This window comes from Actinoplanes solisilvae, from assembly GCF_003999975.1.
GTDB classification, from domain to species: domain Bacteria; phylum Actinomycetota; class Actinomycetes; order Mycobacteriales; family Micromonosporaceae; genus Actinoplanes; species Actinoplanes solisilvae.
Map to the genome: position 1 here is coordinate 175,019 of NZ_RJAC01000009.1, position 16,492 is coordinate 191,510.

Sequence of the window (16,492 nt, forward strand, 5' to 3'; positions counted from 1 at the left end):
GGCCGACCGAGATATTCATGCTGCTGGATCTTCAGTCTGCTCCACAAGGCGTCGTGGCGCACGTCCTGAGGGGCCGGTTCGCACCGGGTGGCGTCGGCGCGGAAAAATCAAAGGCATGGACCTCCGTGTGACGCTGCTGGGCGCCTTCGAGGTGCGCCGCGGCGACGCCGTGGTGCCCGTGCCGGGCGCGCGGCTGCGGGGGCTGCTGGTGCGGCTGGCGCTGGCCGGTGGGCGGGCGGTGGACGCGGGCACGCTGGTCGACGCGCTGTGGCCCGACGAGCGCCCGGGTGACCCGCCCAACGCACTTCAGTCCCTCGTGTCCCGGCTGCGTAAGACGGTGGCGGTGGCGCAGGTCGAAGGCGGGTACCGGCTCGACATCGCGCCGGGGGACGTTGACGTGCTGCGCTACGAGAAGCTGGCCGCGGACGGTCGTGACCGGCTGCGGGCGGGAGACCACCGTGAGGCGGCTGCCCTGCTCGACGAGGCCGCCGCCCTGTGGAGCGATCCGGTCGGGGCCGAACCCGCGGTGATCGCCGCGGTCGCACCGGCCACCGCGACCCGCCTCGCCCGCACCTCGGTCGAGACCGCCGCCGACCTGGCCGAGGCCGAACTGGCCCTGGGCCGGCTGGCGAGCGCGGCTGACCGGCTGACCACTCTCCTCGCCGAGCAGCCGGTGGACGAACGGGCCGCGGCGCTGCTCATGGATGTGCTCGAGGCCCAAGGGCGGCAGGCGGAAGCGCTCGCGCTCTACGAGCAGGTGCGCGAGAGTTTGGCCGACTCGCTCGGCGCCGACCCGGGCGCAGCCCTGCGCCAGAGGCACATGCGCCTGCTCCAGGGCCCCTCCCCCGTCTCGGCTGGGTCGGCCGTTGATCTTGCGCCCAGCAACCTGCCCGCCCCGCTGACCAGCTTCGTCGGGCGCGACGACGACCTCGCCCGGGTCGACACGCTGCTGGCCGCGGGCCGCCTGGTCACCGTGCTCGGGCCCGGCGGCGCCGGCAAGACCCGGCTCGCCATCGAGTCGGGCCGCCGCCACCGGCACGAATATGGCGACGGCACCTGGCTGGTCGACCTGGCCGCGATCACCGAGCCGGCCAAGGTCGCCGCGGCCGTGCAGACCTCGATCGGCCTGCGCGGCGCCGCACTGTTCGCCGAGGCGAACAAGGTGCGGGCCGAGTCCGACGAGGTGGAACAGCTGGCCGACACCCTCGAAGGCCGCGAGACCCTGCTCGTCGTCGACAACTGCGAGCACCTCATCGACGCCGTGGCCCACCTGGTCGCGGCGCTGCTGCCACGCTGCACCGGGCTGCGGGTGCTGGCGACCAGCCGCGAGCCCCTGGCCGTCGACGGTGAAGGGCTGGTCCCGCTCGGCCCGCTCACACTGCCCGACCCGGAGGACGGCGTCGCCCAGGCGCGGCGGGCGGCGTCGGTGCGCCTCTTCATCGAGCGGGCTGCCGCCGTACGCCCGGGCTTTGACGTCGACGAGGACACGCTCGGTGATGTCGTGCGGGTGGTGCGGGCGCTGGACGGCATGCCACTGGCTCTCGAACTGGCGGCGGCCCGGCTGCGTACGCTGTCACTGGCCGAGCTGACCGCCGGGCTGTCCGACCGGTTCCGCATGCTGACCAGCGGAAACCGTACGGCCGCCCCACGTCACCGCACCCTGCGCGCGGTGATTTCCTGGAGCTGGGACCTGCTCGGCGACGACGAACGGGTGGTGGCCGAGCGGGTCTCGGTGCTGCCCGGCGGCGTGACGGCGGCGACGGCCGTCGCGATCCGCGCCGGGACTTCCGTGCCCGAGGTCGAGGTGCCCGAGCTGCTCGCCGCCCTCGTCGACCGGTCGATCCTGCAGCTCGCGCCCGAGCCCGGCCGCTACCGCATGCTGGAAACCCTCCGCGAGTACGGCACCGAACGCCTCGCCGAGCAGGGGGCGCTCGAATCCACGCGGGGACTGGCCGCGCGGCACCTGGCCCAGCTCGTCGCCCGCCTCGACCCCGAGCTGCGCGCGGCCGGCCAGCTGACGGCGCTAAGCGTGCTGAACGCCGAGTACGACAACGCGCTCTCCGCTCTGCGCCACCTCTGCGACATCGGCGACGGCGAGGAGGCGGTCACCCTCGCGATGAACCTGGCCTGGTACTGGCAGATGTTCGGCCGCCACGCCGACGCGACGTTCTGGCTGGAGCAGGCGCTCTCCCAGCCCGCGGCCGGGCCCACGCTGCGGCGCGACACCGCCGAAGCCGTGCTGCTGCTCAACCGGATCAGCACCCGCTCCGCGATGAGCGCCGAGGCGGTCGAACGTGGCGAGGCCGAGCTGCGCGCGCTGGCCGATCGGCTGCTCGCCTATCCCGCACTGCCCGGGCTGTCCGGCGCCCTCACCGCGGTGAGCCTGTTCTTCCTGCAGGAGGACGAGGCGTCACTGGCCATCATCCGAAAGATCATCGACGGCCCCGACGTCTGGCTGTCCGGCCTGGCCCACCTGTTCCGGGCCCAGTTCGCCGAGAACCAGGGCGACCTCCAACAGGTCGGCGCGGACGTGAAGACCGCGCTCGACTGCTTCGCCCGCGTCGGCGACCGCTGGGGGCAGGCCACCGCCCTGCCGATGCGGGCCCTGCTGCGCCAGTACGACGGCGACCTCGAAGGCGCCCTGGACGACCTGCGCCGGGCCCGCGCGCTGGCCCGCCAGTTCGGCTCGCTCAACATCAGCGACGAGCTCTTCATCGACCTGCGCTGGATCGAAGTACACATGCGCCGCGGCGACAACGACCAAGCCGTGTCCATGCTGCACGCGACCCGCGAACGGGCGGAACGCTCGGCCTCCCCCGAGCTGCTCATCCTGCTCAACGCCCTCGAGGCCGGCCTGTGGGTGCGCCTGGGCGACCTGCCACGCGCCCGCAACCTGCTCGACGTGGCCGAGGCCGAGATGGACGCCGACCCGTCGTTCGCCGGCGACCACGGACGGGCGATCTCCGGCGCCATCCGGGCGACCCTGTGCGTGAAACTGGGCGACGAGGCCGGCGCCGAGAAGGCCTTGACCCGGGCCTACGCGGCCGCGATCGAGACCCGCGACATGCCCATCATGTCCCTGGTGTCGCTGAGCGCGGCCGAACTGGCCGCCCTCAAGGGCCGCCCCCGCGAAGCAGCCCAACTGCTGGGCGCGGCCGCACGCCTGCGGGGCAACCATGACCACAGCAACCCGCAGATCCGCGAACTCAGCGACCGCCTCCACGACGAGCTGAGCGAAGACCTCTTCGCCGAGGCGTACGCCCTGGGCTGGAACGCCGACGGCAAAACCGCGTCGGCTCTGGTGGGCCGCTCCGACCTGCGCCTGGGCCGTTCCACCTGACCCGGTCGTGCTCCTATGAGCGCCCGTCCCCGTCCCCGTTCCCGTCCCTGTCGCGAGGCCCGTTCCGGTCCAGCTCTTCCGTGAAATATCGACCGAGGTCGGGGAAATCGAGTGGCTTCTCTTTCACGATCGCGCGGAACAGCGGCGTCTTGGCCATCTCTTCGGCCACCGAGGCCCAGCCTCCGTGTTCGTCGTCGGGGAAACGTTCGCCCACTCGTATCGCATGGTCGACGGCACCCGCCATCTGGTCGGCCACGATGAGAGCACGATCGAGGTCCTCACCGACGAGGTCCACGGGTCTGCGCTGAAAGATGTACGGCCTGAGGTCCGGCCGTTGGAAAAGCATGGCCAGTCCGGCGTCGTACCGTTCATTCGCGTGATGCAATGCGTCGTATCTACTGTAGAGGTTGGAGATGTGTATCTGCTTCTGCAGCCGACGCGTCTGCAAAGAGGCGAAATACAGCGCAAAAACGACTCCGACCAAACTGATCACCTGGGCAGATTCAGGCAGTCGAAGCATGTGACTCTACGAGTTCGGTGAATATCTCGGAGGGCTTCTTCCAATCGAAGATCTTACGGGGTCGGTCGTTGATTTCGGCGGCGACCCGGGCGAGGTAGTCGGGGCTGGAGGTGATCGGGACGCCTTTCGGGAAGTATTCGCGGACGATCCGGTTCAGGTTTTCGTTGCTGCCGCGCTGCCACGGGCTGTGCGGGTGGGCGAAGAACACGGGCAGGCCGGTGGCGGTGATGCTGGCGTGGCGGGCCATCTCGGCGCCGCAGTCCCAGGTCAGGGACCGGCGGATCTGCGGCGGGAGGCCGTCGGTGGCGGCGATGACTGCGTCGGTGACGGTGAGCGAGTCGCGGCCGGTCAGCGGGACCAGGATCAGGAATCGTGAGGTGCGTTCGACCAGGGTGGCGACGGCGGTCTTGCCGTTCTTGCCGATCACCAGGTCGCCTTCCCAGTGCCCGGGCACGGCGCGGCCTTCGACGTCGGCGGGTCGTTCGTCGAGGTAGCAGGGCTCGCGGATGCGGGGCGCCGGCTCGGGTCGAGGCCCGGAGCGGCGGGCCGGGCGGCCGGTGCGCAGGGCGATCAGCTCGCGGGCGAGGGTGGAGACAGGCTGGGCGTAGACCCACTGGTAGATGGCTTCGTGTGACACCCGCACAGCGTTGTCGCCGGGCACCAGCTCGGGCAAGCGACCCGCGATCGAGGCCGGCGACCACCCGGCCCGCAACCGCTCGACCACCACCTTGCGTAGCCGGGGCGACCGGTCGACGGCGAACAGCTTCGGCCGTTTACGGGCCGCTGCGGCGGCGATGTCCGCGGCCATCGCCCGTACCCGGTCCGGCCGCCGTGCCGGGCGACTTCCCGCGACACGATCGACGGGTCCCGGGCGATCCGAACCCCGATTTCCTTATACAGCAAGCCTTCCGCGAGTCCGCGGGAAATCTCTTCACGGTCGTTCGATGTCAGCGGTACACGCACGGCGGGCATCCTGTCCCACCGAACCATCAAGATCAAATGCTACGACCGCCTGAACTCGCCCTGAAGAAAATTCCCGACCATCTGCTCCCACCCGTCACCGCCCGATCAATTCACCATATAGCGCTCTGTCAATGAGTGAGCAAAACGATGAGGCACCGCTTCCAACATCCCGCGAGAAGGCTTGCCCGTGACGGACAAAGGGTTGCAAAACCGGCACCCGATAGTGCATCATCGCCGCCATGACTGACGCCCCGGACACACGTCCGACGTGCACCGAAGCGTGCTGCTGACAGCTGGCGAGACCGCATGGATCGAGGAGCGAGAGACCCAGGACTCCGATTGCCGGTATCCGGATCGATGCGAATACGAGGCCGGGCATACCGGACCCCACGCGGCGTTGACCGCCACTCCCTACGACGGGAAAGGATCCTACGACACAGACAGAAGTGCTTGGCTGTTTTGGAACGATCAAGCAACGCGACGCATTGAGTACGTCGAACTATGCCCCTTGGAGTCACTCGGAAGCGACGACGTGTATTGCGCCTGGCCCCTCGACCACCCCGGCGCCCACGAGTATCAGCTTCGTCCCCAACAACAGGTGAGCCTGTTCACGGCAGTTGTTCTTGAACCGCCGAACCTCTAGACCTCCGCCGCGTCCAGGACAAACGCTTGTTCTCGCGAACGTCGCTCCATGAAAGCAGGGAACTCACGGAGCGGGGCCCGAGGACTCACCAGTCCACGGGCCGGAATTGGAATGCCGGGCCTCGGCGGGTTCACCGAGCGCTTCGGCCGCCATCCCGGTCATGTCGCGCCAACTGGTTGCTGCGGGCAAGGGCAGCCCGTCGACGTCCAGGAAGACTTCACTGCCGCCGTAATCCCGGTGCACCTCGGCTAACGGGACCGAAAGCTCCAGGTCAGTCTGGCCGGCAGGCCGATACTCGGGTTGTCGAAGAGCAAGCCGGCCCACGTTCCGTCACTCACCGGCACCATGTCGTGAACGGTCAGGCCGTCCTCGTCGTCAGTCACCCCAGGACTATTCCACGGACGAGTGGCGGACTCGGCGCAGCGTGGCGTGCACCGACCCACGGAAAATTGTGCTCATGAGGCTGCCGGACGGCGCCAGGCGAACACCCGACACGTCATTGCCATGCGCGGATCACGGCTATATGAGTGATGTCTTTCGAATGTTCGCACGCTTTCAGCACAGTGCCGAAATGGAGTCACAGCCGCAGCAAGGTCACTTTGATTCGAAGGAACTCATCGGATTTCTTGGGTAGTCCCGTAATGCTGATCATCGCCCACCGGCCCTGACCCGTCAAGACGCACGCCTTGGTACCCACGGAGGCGAAGACGGCGTCGATCGAATCGCTACCGGTGGTTGTTCTCAGCTTCAGGCAGTCCACGGGGGTGGCGTGCGCTTCCATTACCTGAAATACCCCTCGTTTGATTTTTCGTTTTGGCGCCTGAGGGACGTACAGCTGCCATTCTTTCAAATTGCTTTCCAATCTGCTCCGGTAAAGATCGTCGGTACTTGCCTCCCGACTACCGTAATTTGGGGGCCGATCGGTGTCGACATCGATATCGTATGCGTAGCCGCCTCGCATTGGGAGATCGAAGACATAGTAGACACGGGGATCGCTGATCCCGCTACTCGGCCGTGTCGACGGTGGAGGGATGTGTGGCGAAGACCCAGATCCTATTGTGTCGGCTGAGCTGCTTACGGTTGCCCGAGTACCGTTCTCGGAGACGCCTGCCGTCCCCGCGGATCCCGCCGCGGTTGGGCGAGCGGCCCGATCTCGTTCGTCTTTGTCACCTTGCCAGGACAGGAAGGCGACAACCACGCCGATCAGGGTGAGCACGAGGCTGATGACACCGATCAGGCCACCGGTCTTGGGATCTCCCAGCACGCCGAGGCGTTTACGGCGAGCGACCCGGCCGCTACGCGACGTGGCTTGAGTGGTGATTTCGAACACCTCCAAAGGGGAGTGGCCGGTGACCATCTCTGAATTCACCCCCGGCCGGGTGGGAACGAAACTAACAAGACCATCGACAGTGCGAAAATCTATGATCTCCGTTTCTTTGTCCGGTAGACGACAGAAATCTTCCGAACGATGATGGCCCTCTGATCGGCCGATGTACCGACGGCCGAAAATCTCGCTGTTTCGAGTCCGTAACCGAAATCCGGAAACATGATCGGACAACGCGAAAGGAATTCCCATCTGCATGATCGGCTGCGGTCGGGTAGCCCCGACGCATTGCTGCGCCGGGGTCCCTCAGAACCGTGCGTGCAATTCGCGCGGCACACGGCTCAAGCAAGCCACTGGGGCGATTTCAGGAGTGCAGAGGTGCTGGTTCCTGCTGTCCGTCAGTGGTTCGGCGGAGGCAGGCCGGGTCGGGTGCCCTCTTAACCCCGGAGGCGACGGTATCCACTGACCGGGAGCTACGTCTCGGGCATCAACCCGACCTCCAATCGACGTACTCACTCACTTCGTGCGACCTCGTGTCGCACCTCTCATCGACAGAAGAGCGCGTCATCGTCGGTTGGAGTGCGGGAAGCAACTGGACGGTCAGGTGCGGGGTTCGGCCTTGGTGACGATGGGCTTCTGTGGTTGCGGGCATCATGCGGCGGTCGGTGGTGACGGCGAAAGCTGGGCCGATGGGATGGACTCGGTCCATCCCATCGGCCCAGCCGGGGTGAGGTGGTCAGGTGCGGCGGGCGTAGGCGCGCAGGGCCAGCGGGACGAAGACCACCAGCAGGCCCGCCATCCAGGCCAGGGTGACCAGCAGGTGGTCGGCGACCGGGCCGCCGATCAGCAGGCCTCGGATTGTGGCTACCAGTGGGGTGATCGGGTTGACGTGGACGAAGGCCTGCAGCCACCCGGGCAGCGTGTCGGTCTGGACGAAGACGTTGCTGCCGAAGGAGAGCGGGAAGACCAGCAGGAACATGACGCCCTGGACGGCGCCCGACGTGCGGACCAGCATGCCGACCCAGACCGAGATCCAGCAGAAGCAGAGCCCGAAGCCGATAGACAGGGCGACCGCGGCGACGGCCGGGACGAAGCCGGTGTCGACTCGGAAGCCCATGATGTAGCCGAAGCCGAGCATGACGACGCAGACGGTCAGGTAGCGCACGATGTCGGCCGCGACCGCGCCGACCAGTGGTGCTGAGCGGGCTACCGGCAGGGACCGGAAGCGGTCGAAGACACCTTTTTCGATGTCGGCGTTGAGGTTCTGGCCGAGCGCGATGCCGCCTAGGGCCAGCGATTGGGCCAGCAGGCCGGGCAGCAGGAACTGCAGGTATTCGCCGCGGTCGCCGGTGCCGATCGCGCCACCGAACAGGTAGGTGAAGATCAGTAGGAAGATGACCGGCTGCAGGGTGACGTCGATCAGGGCCTCGGGCGTACGGGCTGTTTTGATCAGGCTGCGGCGGGCCAGGGCGAGGCTGTGCCTGATTAACGCCGCCAGTGCGCCGCCGCGTGGACGGTCGAGGTCGCCGGCGAGGCCGCGGGTGGGGACGTCGAGGGTGGTCATACCAGTTCACTCTCCTTGGGGGCGTCGTTGCGGGGATCGGTGGTCAGGGCGTGGAAGACCTCGTCGAGGCTGGGCAGGTGCAGGCCCAGGTCGATGAGTTCGACGCCGGCGCGGCGCAGTTCGGGTACGGCGATGTCGAGCGCGGTGTCGGCGGCGACGGGAACGCTGACCGCGCCCCCGCGGGTGCCGGCGGCCTCGTCGGCTGACGCCTTCGTGCCGGGGGCGGCGACCAGGTCGAGAACCTTGAGCACGTCGGGCACCTTGGCCGGGTCGGCCGGGCGTACGCGAAGGGTCAGACCTCCGACGCGGCGCTTGAGCCCGTCGGGGGTGTCGTGAGCGATCACGCGGCCCTGGTTGATGACCACGATCTCGTCGGCCAGGGCATCGGCCTCCTCCAGGTATTGCGTGGTCAGCAGCACGCTGGCGCCCTGCGTGACCTGGGTGCGTACGACGCCCCACATGTCCTCGCGCTTGGCCGGGTCGAGACCGGTGGTCGGCTCGTCGAGGAAGATCACCTCGGGGTGGCCGACGAGGCTGGCGGCCAGGTCGAGCCGGCGCCGCATGCCGCCCGAGTAGGTCTTGGCCATCCGGCCGGCCGCCTCGGTCAGGTCGAACCACTCGAGCAGCTCGGCCGCGCGCTTCCGCGCGTCGCGGGTGGTCAGGTCGAGCAGCCGGCCGATCAGCACCAGGTTCTGGGTGCCGGTCAGGTCCTCGTCGACGCTCGCGTACTGCCCGGTCAGGCCGATGCGGCGGCGCACCCGGCCGGGCTCCTTGAGCACGTCGATGCCCGCGACCTCGGCCGTGCCCGCGTCGGGTTTGAGCAGCGTGGCCAGGACCCGTACGGCGGTGGTCTTGCCCGCGCCGTTGGGCCCGAGCACGCCGAGCACCGTCCCCCGGCGCATGGCGAGGTCGACCCCGTCCAGCGCCTGCGTCTTGCCGAACCGCTTGCGCAGGCCCTCCGCCCGCACCACGAGATCACTCATGGCGTTCCTCCCTCCGTTGCGGCGCCCACGGCACCGCCCACGAAGAGACTGCCGCGCCCCGCTGGCATGCCCCGCACACGCGGCTGGCACGGCCGCACACGCCGCTGAGACGGTCGCGCTGAGTCGTGACACTCAATTCAATAAGTAGTCGTTCATCACGTTGTTCTTCTCCCGGCGGTGTGGAAGACATAGCTTGACGTGCGGGAAGCGTGCCAAGAACCAACACACAGCGGAGGCCCGCATGGGTTACGTGACGACCACCGACGGCGTCGAGATCTTCTACAAGGACTGGGGTTCGGGGCAGCCGATCGTCTTCAGTCACGGCTGGCCGTTGTCGGCCGACGACTGGGACACGCAGATGCTGTTCTTCCTGTCGCAGGGCTACCGGGTCATCGCGGCCGACCGGCGCGGCCACGGGCGCAGCTCGCAGGTCAGCGACGGCCACGACATGGACCATTACGCCGACGACCTGCTCGCCGTCATCGAGCACCTCGACCTGCACGACGTCATTCACGTCGGCCACTCCACCGGCGGCGGGGAGCTGACCCGCTACCTCGGCCGGCACGGTGAGAGCCGCGCCGCCCGGGCGGTGCTGATCAGCGCGGTGCCGCCGCTGATGGTGCAGACCGACGCGAACCCGGGCGGCCTGCCCAAGGCGGTCTTCGACGACCTGCAGGCCCAGCTCGCGGCGAGCCGTACGACGTTCTATCGGGACCTGCCGTCCGGCCCGTTCTACGGTTACAACCGTCCGGGCGCCGAGCCGAACGAGGCGATCATCCAGAATTGGTGGCGTCAGGGCATGGCCGGCGGCGCGAAGGCCCACTACGACGGCATCGTCGCGTTCTCGCAGACCGACTTCACCGAGGACCTCAAGAAGATCACGATCCCGGTCCTGGTCATGCACGGCACCGACGACCAGATCGTCCCGTACGCCGACGCGGGTCCTCTGTCAGCCAAGCTCGTCAAGAACGGCACCCTGAAGTCGTACGAGGGCTTCCCGCACGGCATGCCGACGACGCAGGCCGACACGATCAACAAGGACCTGCTCGAGTGGCTCAAGTCCTGATCTGATCGAAGACGGGTCGGCACCGCCCCGAGGTTGCTGTTTGTGATGCGGTCGAGCAACCTCGGGGCTGCGGTCCGTGATTGGCGGTCCGCGCCTACAGTCGTCCTCGATGAAGACGCTGTCGAAGGTCGTCGTCGCGGTGGTCGCAGCAGCGCTGTCCGCCGGGGCTCAGGCCACTCCGGCCCACGCGATCGCGCACGGTGAGGACGTTCCCGACGGAACGTACAGGTTCGCGGTGAAGCTGACCGACATCGGCATTCCCACCCCGGACGGCGGCAAACGGAACAGTTCGTGCTCCGGCGGCCTCATCTCACCGCACTGGGTGCTCACCGCGGGCCACTGCTTCAAGGACGAGAACGAGAAACGGGTGTCCCGCCCGGTCGCCGATCGCACGATCGCCACCATCGGGCGCGCCGACCTGACCGGTAAGGCCGGAGTCAGCGCGAACGTGATCGAGGTACGCCAGCACGGCACGGCCGACGTCGCTCTGGCCCGGCTCGACAAGGCGGTCACCGGCATCACCCCGCTGAAGCTCGGCCGCACCAAGCCGGGTGACGGTCTCAGACTGCGGCTGGCCGGCTTCGGGCTGACCAGCGGGACGGCGAAGAAGACGACCGACGTGCTGCAGGTCGGCCAGTTCAAGGTGACGTCCCGGTCGAAGCTGGAGATGTCGATCGTCGGCACCGCGCCACGCGACGACACCAGTGCCTGCCCGCACGACTCGGGCGGACCGTATTTCACCGGCAGCGGTACGGCGGCCAGCCCCGCGATCGTGGTCGGAGTGGTCAGCCGAGGGCCGCGCTGCCCGCACACGGGTGCCGACACGGCCAGCCGGGTCGACGCGATCGCCCCGTGGATCCTCTCGGTCGTCGGCAAGGACCTGAAGCCCCCGCCCCCGAAGCCGAGACCGACGACGAAGAAGCCGACCGATCAGCCGGCCGTGGCCCACCGCGAGGCGGCGCCGCCGAGCCCGCACGGCAACGAGCCCCTGAACCCCATGCTCTGGCTGGCGGCGCTCCCGATCGTGTTGCTGATCGGCGCCCTGGTGATGTGGGCGGCCAAGCCCCGCAAAGGAACCCGTCGCCGCCGAGGCTAGGGCCGGGCTGGGGCCGGTGCCCCCACGGAACACCGGCCCGGGCTGATCAGGCCTTCCAGAAGACGTAGACGGCTCCGTAGTTGACGGCCTTCTTCGCGCCGTCGACGCAGGCGCCGGCCGGGGCGGTGCCGCCCGAGGTGAGAAGCCGGCTGATGTGCGTCGACCGGCCCAGAACGCCCCCGCCCGTGCTGGTGACGACTTCGAGCAGCAGCTCGGGGATCGTGCCCGTGCGCGGCGACTCGGCGAGCTTCTTCGCGGTGACCAGCGAGTTGTCACGGGTGGACTGCCAGCTCGGGCCGCCGAAGTGGTGGACCCGGCCGCCGGTGCCGATCAGTTGGGCCTCGGGCACGGACGCGCCGGTGAAGACGCCGCCGGTGCACGTGTAGGTCTGAGTGCCGCTCGTGACCACGTACGCTCCGATCGGCTTGGCGCCCTTCGGGGGCCTGATGTCCTTCGGGATGCCCGGGATCGACACGGCCCGCGCGTCCGGCCCGACGGCGGCGGGCGCGACGACCTCGGCCGCTGAGGCGTTGAAGGTCACGGCGCCGACGGCGGTCACCACGACCGCCATCCCCACCCCGGCGGCGGCGTGGACCCGGGAACGCTTCGTGTTGAGCATGGAATCTCCTCGTCCGGGGGCGTGAGCGTCGCCCCTTCGACGAGGGACACGGAGCATCCCCGCGTCCAGATCTAGATCAACGTCGATGTCACCCGAACGTCCCCGATGGACTGTACGAACGGGCGAGCCAGATGTTTCCACCGTGTTTCCGCAGGTCAGAATGCATCCTGCCTCAGCCTGCGGTGGTCGTCACCGGTTGCACCATGCCGAGCCCGACGCCCTTGGCCGAACACACGGTCTGCGGGCTGCTGACGAAAGCCGACGCCGTCTCGTCCGGCGGGAAGACGCGATAGCCGCGCACCTCGACCGGCTTGCACCGCGCCTCGTCGAAATTCGCGAAGAAGGGCCAGATCAACAGCGAGTACGCCACCCCGCCCGGTTTCAGCGTGACAGTCGTACGGCCGGCGGCGCCCTCCTGGCGGTTGAACGGCTCGTTCACCTGCGTGCCCTTGGCGCCGGCGACCCACGAGACACCCGGGTAGCCGAACAGCGTGCAGGTGCGCTGCGACTTGTTGGTGAAGATGAGGTTGACGCTGCGCGAGCCGGCCCCCGCGTCGGCGTCGCCGGTCTTGAGGGTCAAGTCGGCGGTGCGACATCGCGTGGTCGAGGAACCGCCTCCGCCGCCCTGAGTGGGGCGTGTCGTCGTGGCGGTGGTGGGCTCCGGTTCCGGCTCCGGGGACGTGGTCGTGGGTGCCGTGGTCGGGGCGGGCGCGGGCGTCGTCGTCGTGGTGTCGGTCGACGTGGAGCAGCCGGTCAGAAGGAGAGCGGGCGCGGCGAGCAGCGCAAGAAGGCGTTTCATGCCCGACTGATACCGCCGCGCCCCGCTTCCCTAACCGTGATCCTTATGACGCCGGGCGTCAGGACTTGAAGGCGTCCTTGACGTCCTCGACGGCCTGCTTGAGCTTCGAGCTACTCTGGTCGGCCTTGCCCTCGGCTTCGAGACGCTCGTTGTCGGTCGCCTTGCCGACGCCCTCTTTCACCTTGCCGCCGACTTCCTCGGCCTTGTTGTCGACCTTGTCGTCGAATGCCATGACAGCCTCCACATCAAATCGCTGACCCGCCCCGCATACCCATACTTGCCCGACGACAATCATCTGGCTTCACAAACCGGCCCCATACGGTGTGGATCTCCTCGTAGCGGAGCACGTCGACGGCGGCGGGGTCGTCGAGCAGCGTGATCAGCAGGGCGCCGTTCGCGAGCCGGCGGGTCCGGTCGGCGATCTCCGCCGACGGCGGTGCGGGCAGGCCCAGACCGGGGCCGAGATAGGTCGACCAGCCGAGCTCGGCCGGCCAGCCACCGGCCGGATCGACGGCGTGGTCGGTGCCGCTGTCCCACGCTTGTTCGCTGGACCCATTCGTCGAGAACCCGGCCGACGGTGGCATCGAGACGCTGAGCGGTGGCGAGCCACAGATCGGTCAGACGCGCATGCAGCTCACGGAACTCGTCGGCACCAGGCATCGGCCGGCGGTAGCAGAACGCGGAATCCAGCGACCAGGTGAGCGCGCCGCCCCGGAAACCGACGAAGACGTCGACATCCCCGTTGGTCCAGAACTGGCCATGCTCCGTACCGGTCGCCATGGCCGCCACCGCGACGTCGATCGTCGTTGGCGACTGCTCCCGGCGATTTCGGCGTACGCGGGTGTCGGGCGCTCGCAGGAGCAGCCGACCTGGCGAACCCGGCAGGTGACATCGAATTCGGTCGTCGCGCCACAACCGATCCGGGCGCCGTGCACCGAGATGTGGCGAGGCCCGGGGATATGGCCAATCCCCGGGCCTCCGAATACCACCGAATTGCACACACCAGCACGTTTAAGAGCGTGGATCATTCGTTACGACATCGGGTTTTGCCTTTAAACTACCGCCACTCGAAAGCGCGGCGGACCGGACTCGAACCGGCATCCAATGTCCTCGTCCCTGCTCGGTCGACCTGGTGATCAGTGGTGAATGCTGACGTTGGAGCGAGAATCTGAGTCTCATACCGGCTGCCTCTGCCAATTGGGCTACCCCCGCGCGGGTGGTGCGGGGGGCGGGGCTCGAACCCGCACTGTGACCGGTGGATTCAGCTTCAGCCTCAGCTGTCAGCTTTCGCGCCGAGTCCGGCGCACCCCCGCGCTCCCACGGGGGAATCCATGGCGGCTACCCGAACAGGTAGTCGAAGACGGCCGCGCCGACCCGCTGGTCGGTGGCCTCGGTGTTGTTGGCCTCCTCGCGCGCGAACTTGACCGCCGTCTGCAGCTTCAGCACCCGGTCGAGGATCTCGTTGACCCGCTTGGCCGGCAGCGCACCCGAGAACTTCACCGTCGTCCAATAGCCGACCGCGACGTCCTCGTAGTACACCTCGACCTGCGCCGGGTGCTTCTCGGTGGCCTCGGCCTTGACGTGGTTGCGGGGGACCTTCTTGGTGCGGTTGGTGCGCACCGGCTCGGTCCGCCAGCTGTCGGTGGAGTCGTCGCGCAGCCACGACTCGGCCGCGTCGAGCACCGGCAGCTTCTTGACGAACGTGTGCATGTCGACGAGCTGCTTCTCCAGGAACAGCAGGTACGTCACCGGCACCTGGGCGGCGATGACGCGTCCGTCCACTGTCACGTCGGCGCGGGCCACGCAGTTCGTCCAGTCCTTCGTCGCGGTGACGTCGAACAGCCGGGTGAGCGTGGCCGAGACCTCACGCAGAATGTCCTCGGCTTTGATCTGCACCCGCGTCGACTCGGCGGGCAGCGTCTCGCCCTCCTCGTCCTTCGGCTGGTACGTGCGCGAGATGCCGGCGAGCGGCCCAGTCTTCTGCACAGCGTGATGGGCGTCGCTCAGATCGGCGAACGCCTTGCTCTTGACGCCCTTCTCGACGGCGATGATCTGGTTCAGCTTCGGCACGATGTCCCCTTTCAGCCCCGGGAACTTAGCACCCATCGATCACAACTCACGACCCGTTTTCACGGCCCAGCCAGGCCGCCTTCGCCGCAGCACGTTCCTCGTCGGCGCCCGCGCTCTCGAGTCGCCGACCGCCTCCAGACGCTCGATCCAGGGCGGCGGGTTGCCCTTAGGATTCGCCTGTGTCCTTGGTCGACTTGCGTCATGGCTTCCGCGACGAGAATCAGCTCCGACTCACCCAGGCGATCGTCATGGATCGCCTGGCCGACGATCGCGAGCAGGAGGAATGCCGCGTCCTGATGAAGTTCTGGTGGCAACTCGCCATGACCTATCGGGAGGTGACCGAGGCCGACCTGGACCTGCACGTCAGCCCGGCCAAACGCGAAGCCGTGCAAGAACTCATCGACGCGATCAGGAACTCTCCAGAGGCAATCGACGCATGGCTGGCGAACACACCTCGGCGATTCCCGACCGTCCAGGACCGTGGCTACGAGGCACATCGTTCGCGCGTCTCACGAACAGACGACGACGTCGCGGCGGACCTGGCCCGGGCCGGTCTCGAGTTCATCGAACGGATGACCACGGAGGTTTCCTACCCACTACCGGCTTCCGGTCAAGGACCCGCGTCCTGCACCTCTGAGCACGGTCGATTCGACTCGGAGCCGCACGAGATAGTTCATGTAGACGACCCGGACATGCCTGCCAAGGTCAACGCGGCCTGGTGGCGCCTCGCCCTCGAATTCGGTCTCCTCGACGAGAGACAAGAGTTCCTCCTCACCGTCGACTACGCCGGCCTTGACGCCGACGAGTCCGAGGGCTGCTGGGTTCGGGTGCGGCTGGCCGATGCGTGGGATCTGGCCGGTAGCGGCTCGGCCTCGCTTCGCAGCCATTTCGCCGCTGTCTTCACCGAACGCTTCGTTCCCGAATTCACCATGCTGTCTACCGACCAGAAGATGGTCCTCAACACGACGGTCTGGGGCGACGCCACCGTGAGCACTATCGTCGTCCGCCCCGATCGGATCACATCAGCCGCAGGTTAGGAGGCTCACCAGCCGCCGGTTCCGGGGCCGCCTTTGAACGGGCCGGTTATGTCGGACGTGATCCAGCCGCCGTAGAAGTCGCCTTCCTGGGGGTGGACCAATTCGCCGGCTACCCGGCATTCGTCGACACGGCTCGGGTAGAAGGCGACTGCCCCGGCGATTTCGGCGTACGCGGGTGTCGGGTGTTCGTAGGACCAGCCGGCCTGTCGCACCCGGTTGTCGCCGGCGACGAGATCCCAATAGCCGGCGATGCCCTTGAACTCGCAGTACGAGCGGCCCTCGCCGGGCTCCAAAGCGCCGTCGGCGATGTCGTCACGCGGCACGTAGTAGACGGGCGGGTGTGAGGTTTCCAGGACTCGCCAGCAGCGGTCGCTGTCGACGATCATCCGGTCTGCGTGCACGATCGTCACCCGGGCGTTGGTGCGCTCCAGCCGCGGCGGCCGCGGGTAGTCCCAAACCGACTCCATG

At 67.9% G+C, this 16,492-nt stretch carries 15 protein-coding genes and 2 pseudogenes; 4 read left to right on the plus strand and 13 right to left on the minus strand.

The window, feature by feature from the left end; all coding sequences use genetic code 11:
* Window positions 1-115 precede the first annotated feature (115 nt).
* Window positions 116-3,340, plus strand: coding sequence for an ATP-binding protein (locus EER30_RS23515; RefSeq protein WP_127502669.1), 3,225 nt, complete (start codon window positions 116-118; stop codon window positions 3,338-3,340).
* A gap of 13 nt (window positions 3,341-3,353) precedes the next feature.
* Here EER30_RS23515 and EER30_RS23520 read toward each other — a convergent pair whose 3' ends face one another.
* The 6 genes and pseudogenes from EER30_RS23520 to EER30_RS23545 form a co-directional block, all read right to left on the minus strand.
* Window positions 3,354-3,833: a hypothetical protein gene (locus EER30_RS23520; RefSeq protein WP_127502670.1), complete on the minus strand. Its 480-nt coding sequence runs from the start codon at window positions 3,831-3,833 to the stop codon at window positions 3,354-3,356.
* Between the two features lie 10 nt (window positions 3,834-3,843).
* Window positions 3,844-4,832, minus strand: a pseudogene (locus tag EER30_RS23525) (IS30 family transposase).
* A gap of 882 nt (window positions 4,833-5,714) precedes the next feature.
* On the minus strand, window positions 5,715-5,849 hold the full coding sequence (locus EER30_RS49435; RefSeq protein WP_255436818.1) for a hypothetical protein: 135 nt from the start codon (window positions 5,847-5,849) through the stop codon (window positions 5,715-5,717).
* Window positions 5,850-6,043: 194 nt separating this feature from the next.
* Window positions 6,044-7,042 carry a hypothetical protein gene (locus EER30_RS23535; protein WP_127502672.1) on the minus strand — a complete coding sequence of 333 codons (999 nt, stop codon included), beginning with the start codon at window positions 7,040-7,042 and terminating at the stop codon, window positions 6,044-6,046.
* A 484-nt stretch (window positions 7,043-7,526) separates the two neighbouring features.
* Window positions 7,527-8,354: an ABC transporter permease gene (locus EER30_RS23540; RefSeq protein WP_127502673.1), complete on the minus strand. Its 828-nt coding sequence runs from the start codon at window positions 8,352-8,354 to the stop codon at window positions 7,527-7,529.
* Window positions 8,351-9,337: an ATP-binding cassette domain-containing protein gene (locus EER30_RS23545; RefSeq protein WP_127502674.1), complete on the minus strand. Its 987-nt coding sequence runs from the start codon at window positions 9,335-9,337 to the stop codon at window positions 8,351-8,353. Before EER30_RS23545 ends, EER30_RS23540 begins: the two co-directional genes overlap by 4 nt.
* A 241-nt stretch (window positions 9,338-9,578) precedes the next feature.
* Here EER30_RS23545 and EER30_RS23550 point away from each other — a divergent pair, with 241 nt between their 5' ends.
* Window positions 9,579-10,403: an alpha/beta fold hydrolase gene (locus EER30_RS23550; RefSeq protein ID WP_127502675.1), complete on the plus strand. Its 825-nt coding sequence runs from the start codon at window positions 9,579-9,581 to the stop codon at window positions 10,401-10,403.
* A 109-nt stretch (window positions 10,404-10,512) separates the two neighbouring features.
* Window positions 10,513-11,499, plus strand: coding sequence for a S1 family peptidase (locus EER30_RS23555; RefSeq protein ID WP_127502676.1), 987 nt, complete (start codon window positions 10,513-10,515; stop codon window positions 11,497-11,499).
* Window positions 11,500-11,545: 46 nt separating this feature from the next.
* Here EER30_RS23555 and EER30_RS23560 read toward each other — a convergent pair whose 3' ends face one another.
* From EER30_RS23560 to EER30_RS23580, 6 genes and pseudogenes are all read right to left on the minus strand, one after another.
* Window positions 11,546-12,118, minus strand: a complete 573-nt coding sequence (locus EER30_RS23560; RefSeq protein ID WP_127502677.1) for a DUF3455 domain-containing protein — start codon at window positions 12,116-12,118, stop codon at window positions 11,546-11,548.
* A 172-nt stretch (window positions 12,119-12,290) separates the two neighbouring features.
* The gene (locus tag EER30_RS23565) at window positions 12,291-12,917 is read right to left on the minus strand and encodes a DUF4232 domain-containing protein (RefSeq protein WP_127502678.1); all 627 of its coding nucleotides are present in this window, start codon (window positions 12,915-12,917) and stop codon (window positions 12,291-12,293) included.
* 58 nt (window positions 12,918-12,975) lie between these two features.
* Window positions 12,976-13,149 (minus strand): CsbD family protein, encoded by a 174-nt coding sequence (locus EER30_RS23570; protein WP_127502679.1) that lies wholly within the window; start codon window positions 13,147-13,149, stop codon window positions 12,976-12,978.
* A gap of 13 nt (window positions 13,150-13,162) precedes the next feature.
* Entirely contained in the window at window positions 13,163-13,501 is a 339-nt protein-coding gene (locus EER30_RS23575; protein WP_127502680.1) for a hypothetical protein, read from the minus strand.
* A 633-nt stretch (window positions 13,502-14,134) separates the two neighbouring features.
* Window positions 14,135-14,230 (minus strand): annotated as a pseudogene (locus EER30_RS47270).
* A 25-nt stretch (window positions 14,231-14,255) separates the two neighbouring features.
* Window positions 14,256-14,987 (minus strand): DUF7873 family protein, encoded by a 732-nt coding sequence (locus EER30_RS23580; RefSeq protein WP_127502681.1) that lies wholly within the window; start codon window positions 14,985-14,987, stop codon window positions 14,256-14,258.
* Window positions 14,988-15,166: 179 nt separating this feature from the next.
* Here EER30_RS23580 and EER30_RS48850 point away from each other — a divergent pair, with 179 nt between their 5' ends.
* Window positions 15,167-16,024: a hypothetical protein gene (locus EER30_RS48850; RefSeq protein WP_240670259.1), complete on the plus strand. Its 858-nt coding sequence runs from the start codon at window positions 15,167-15,169 to the stop codon at window positions 16,022-16,024.
* 5 nt (window positions 16,025-16,029) lie between these two features.
* Here the strand turns inward: EER30_RS48850 and EER30_RS23590 are convergent, their stop codons facing one another.
* Window positions 16,030-16,491 (minus strand): DUF427 domain-containing protein, encoded by a 462-nt coding sequence (locus EER30_RS23590; protein WP_127502682.1) that lies wholly within the window; start codon window positions 16,489-16,491, stop codon window positions 16,030-16,032.
* Window position 16,492 lies beyond the last annotated feature (1 nt).

What these genes read in the sequence shown, in the direction of transcription:
- EER30_RS23515 (WP_127502669.1), top strand. Translation starts at nt 116, where the DNA reads ATGGACCTCCGTGTGACGCTGCTGGGCGCCTTCGAGGTGCGCCGCGGC.
- EER30_RS23535 (WP_127502672.1), bottom strand. Translation starts at nt 7,042, where the DNA reads ATGGGAATTCCTTTCGCGTTGTCCGATCATGTTTCCGGATTTCGGTTA.
- EER30_RS23540 (WP_127502673.1), bottom strand. Translation starts at nt 8,354, where the DNA reads ATGACCACCCTCGACGTCCCCACCCGCGGCCTCGCCGGCGACCTCGAC.
- EER30_RS23545 (WP_127502674.1), bottom strand. Translation starts at nt 9,337, where the DNA reads ATGAGTGATCTCGTGGTGCGGGCGGAGGGCCTGCGCAAGCGGTTCGGC.
- EER30_RS23550 (WP_127502675.1), top strand. Translation starts at nt 9,579, where the DNA reads ATGGGTTACGTGACGACCACCGACGGCGTCGAGATCTTCTACAAGGAC.
- EER30_RS23555 (WP_127502676.1), top strand. Translation starts at nt 10,513, where the DNA reads ATGAAGACGCTGTCGAAGGTCGTCGTCGCGGTGGTCGCAGCAGCGCTG.
- EER30_RS23560 (WP_127502677.1), bottom strand. Translation starts at nt 12,118, where the DNA reads ATGCTCAACACGAAGCGTTCCCGGGTCCACGCCGCCGCCGGGGTGGGG.
- EER30_RS23565 (WP_127502678.1), bottom strand. Translation starts at nt 12,917, where the DNA reads ATGAAACGCCTTCTTGCGCTGCTCGCCGCGCCCGCTCTCCTTCTGACC.
- EER30_RS23570 (WP_127502679.1), bottom strand. Translation starts at nt 13,149, where the DNA reads ATGGCATTCGACGACAAGGTCGACAACAAGGCCGAGGAAGTCGGCGGC.
- EER30_RS23575 (WP_127502680.1), bottom strand. Translation starts at nt 13,501, where the DNA reads ATGCCACCGTCGGCCGGGTTCTCGACGAATGGGTCCAGCGAACAAGCG.
- EER30_RS23590 (WP_127502682.1), bottom strand. Translation starts at nt 16,491, where the DNA reads ATGGAGTCGGTTTGGGACTACCCGCGGCCGCCGCGGCTGGAGCGCACC.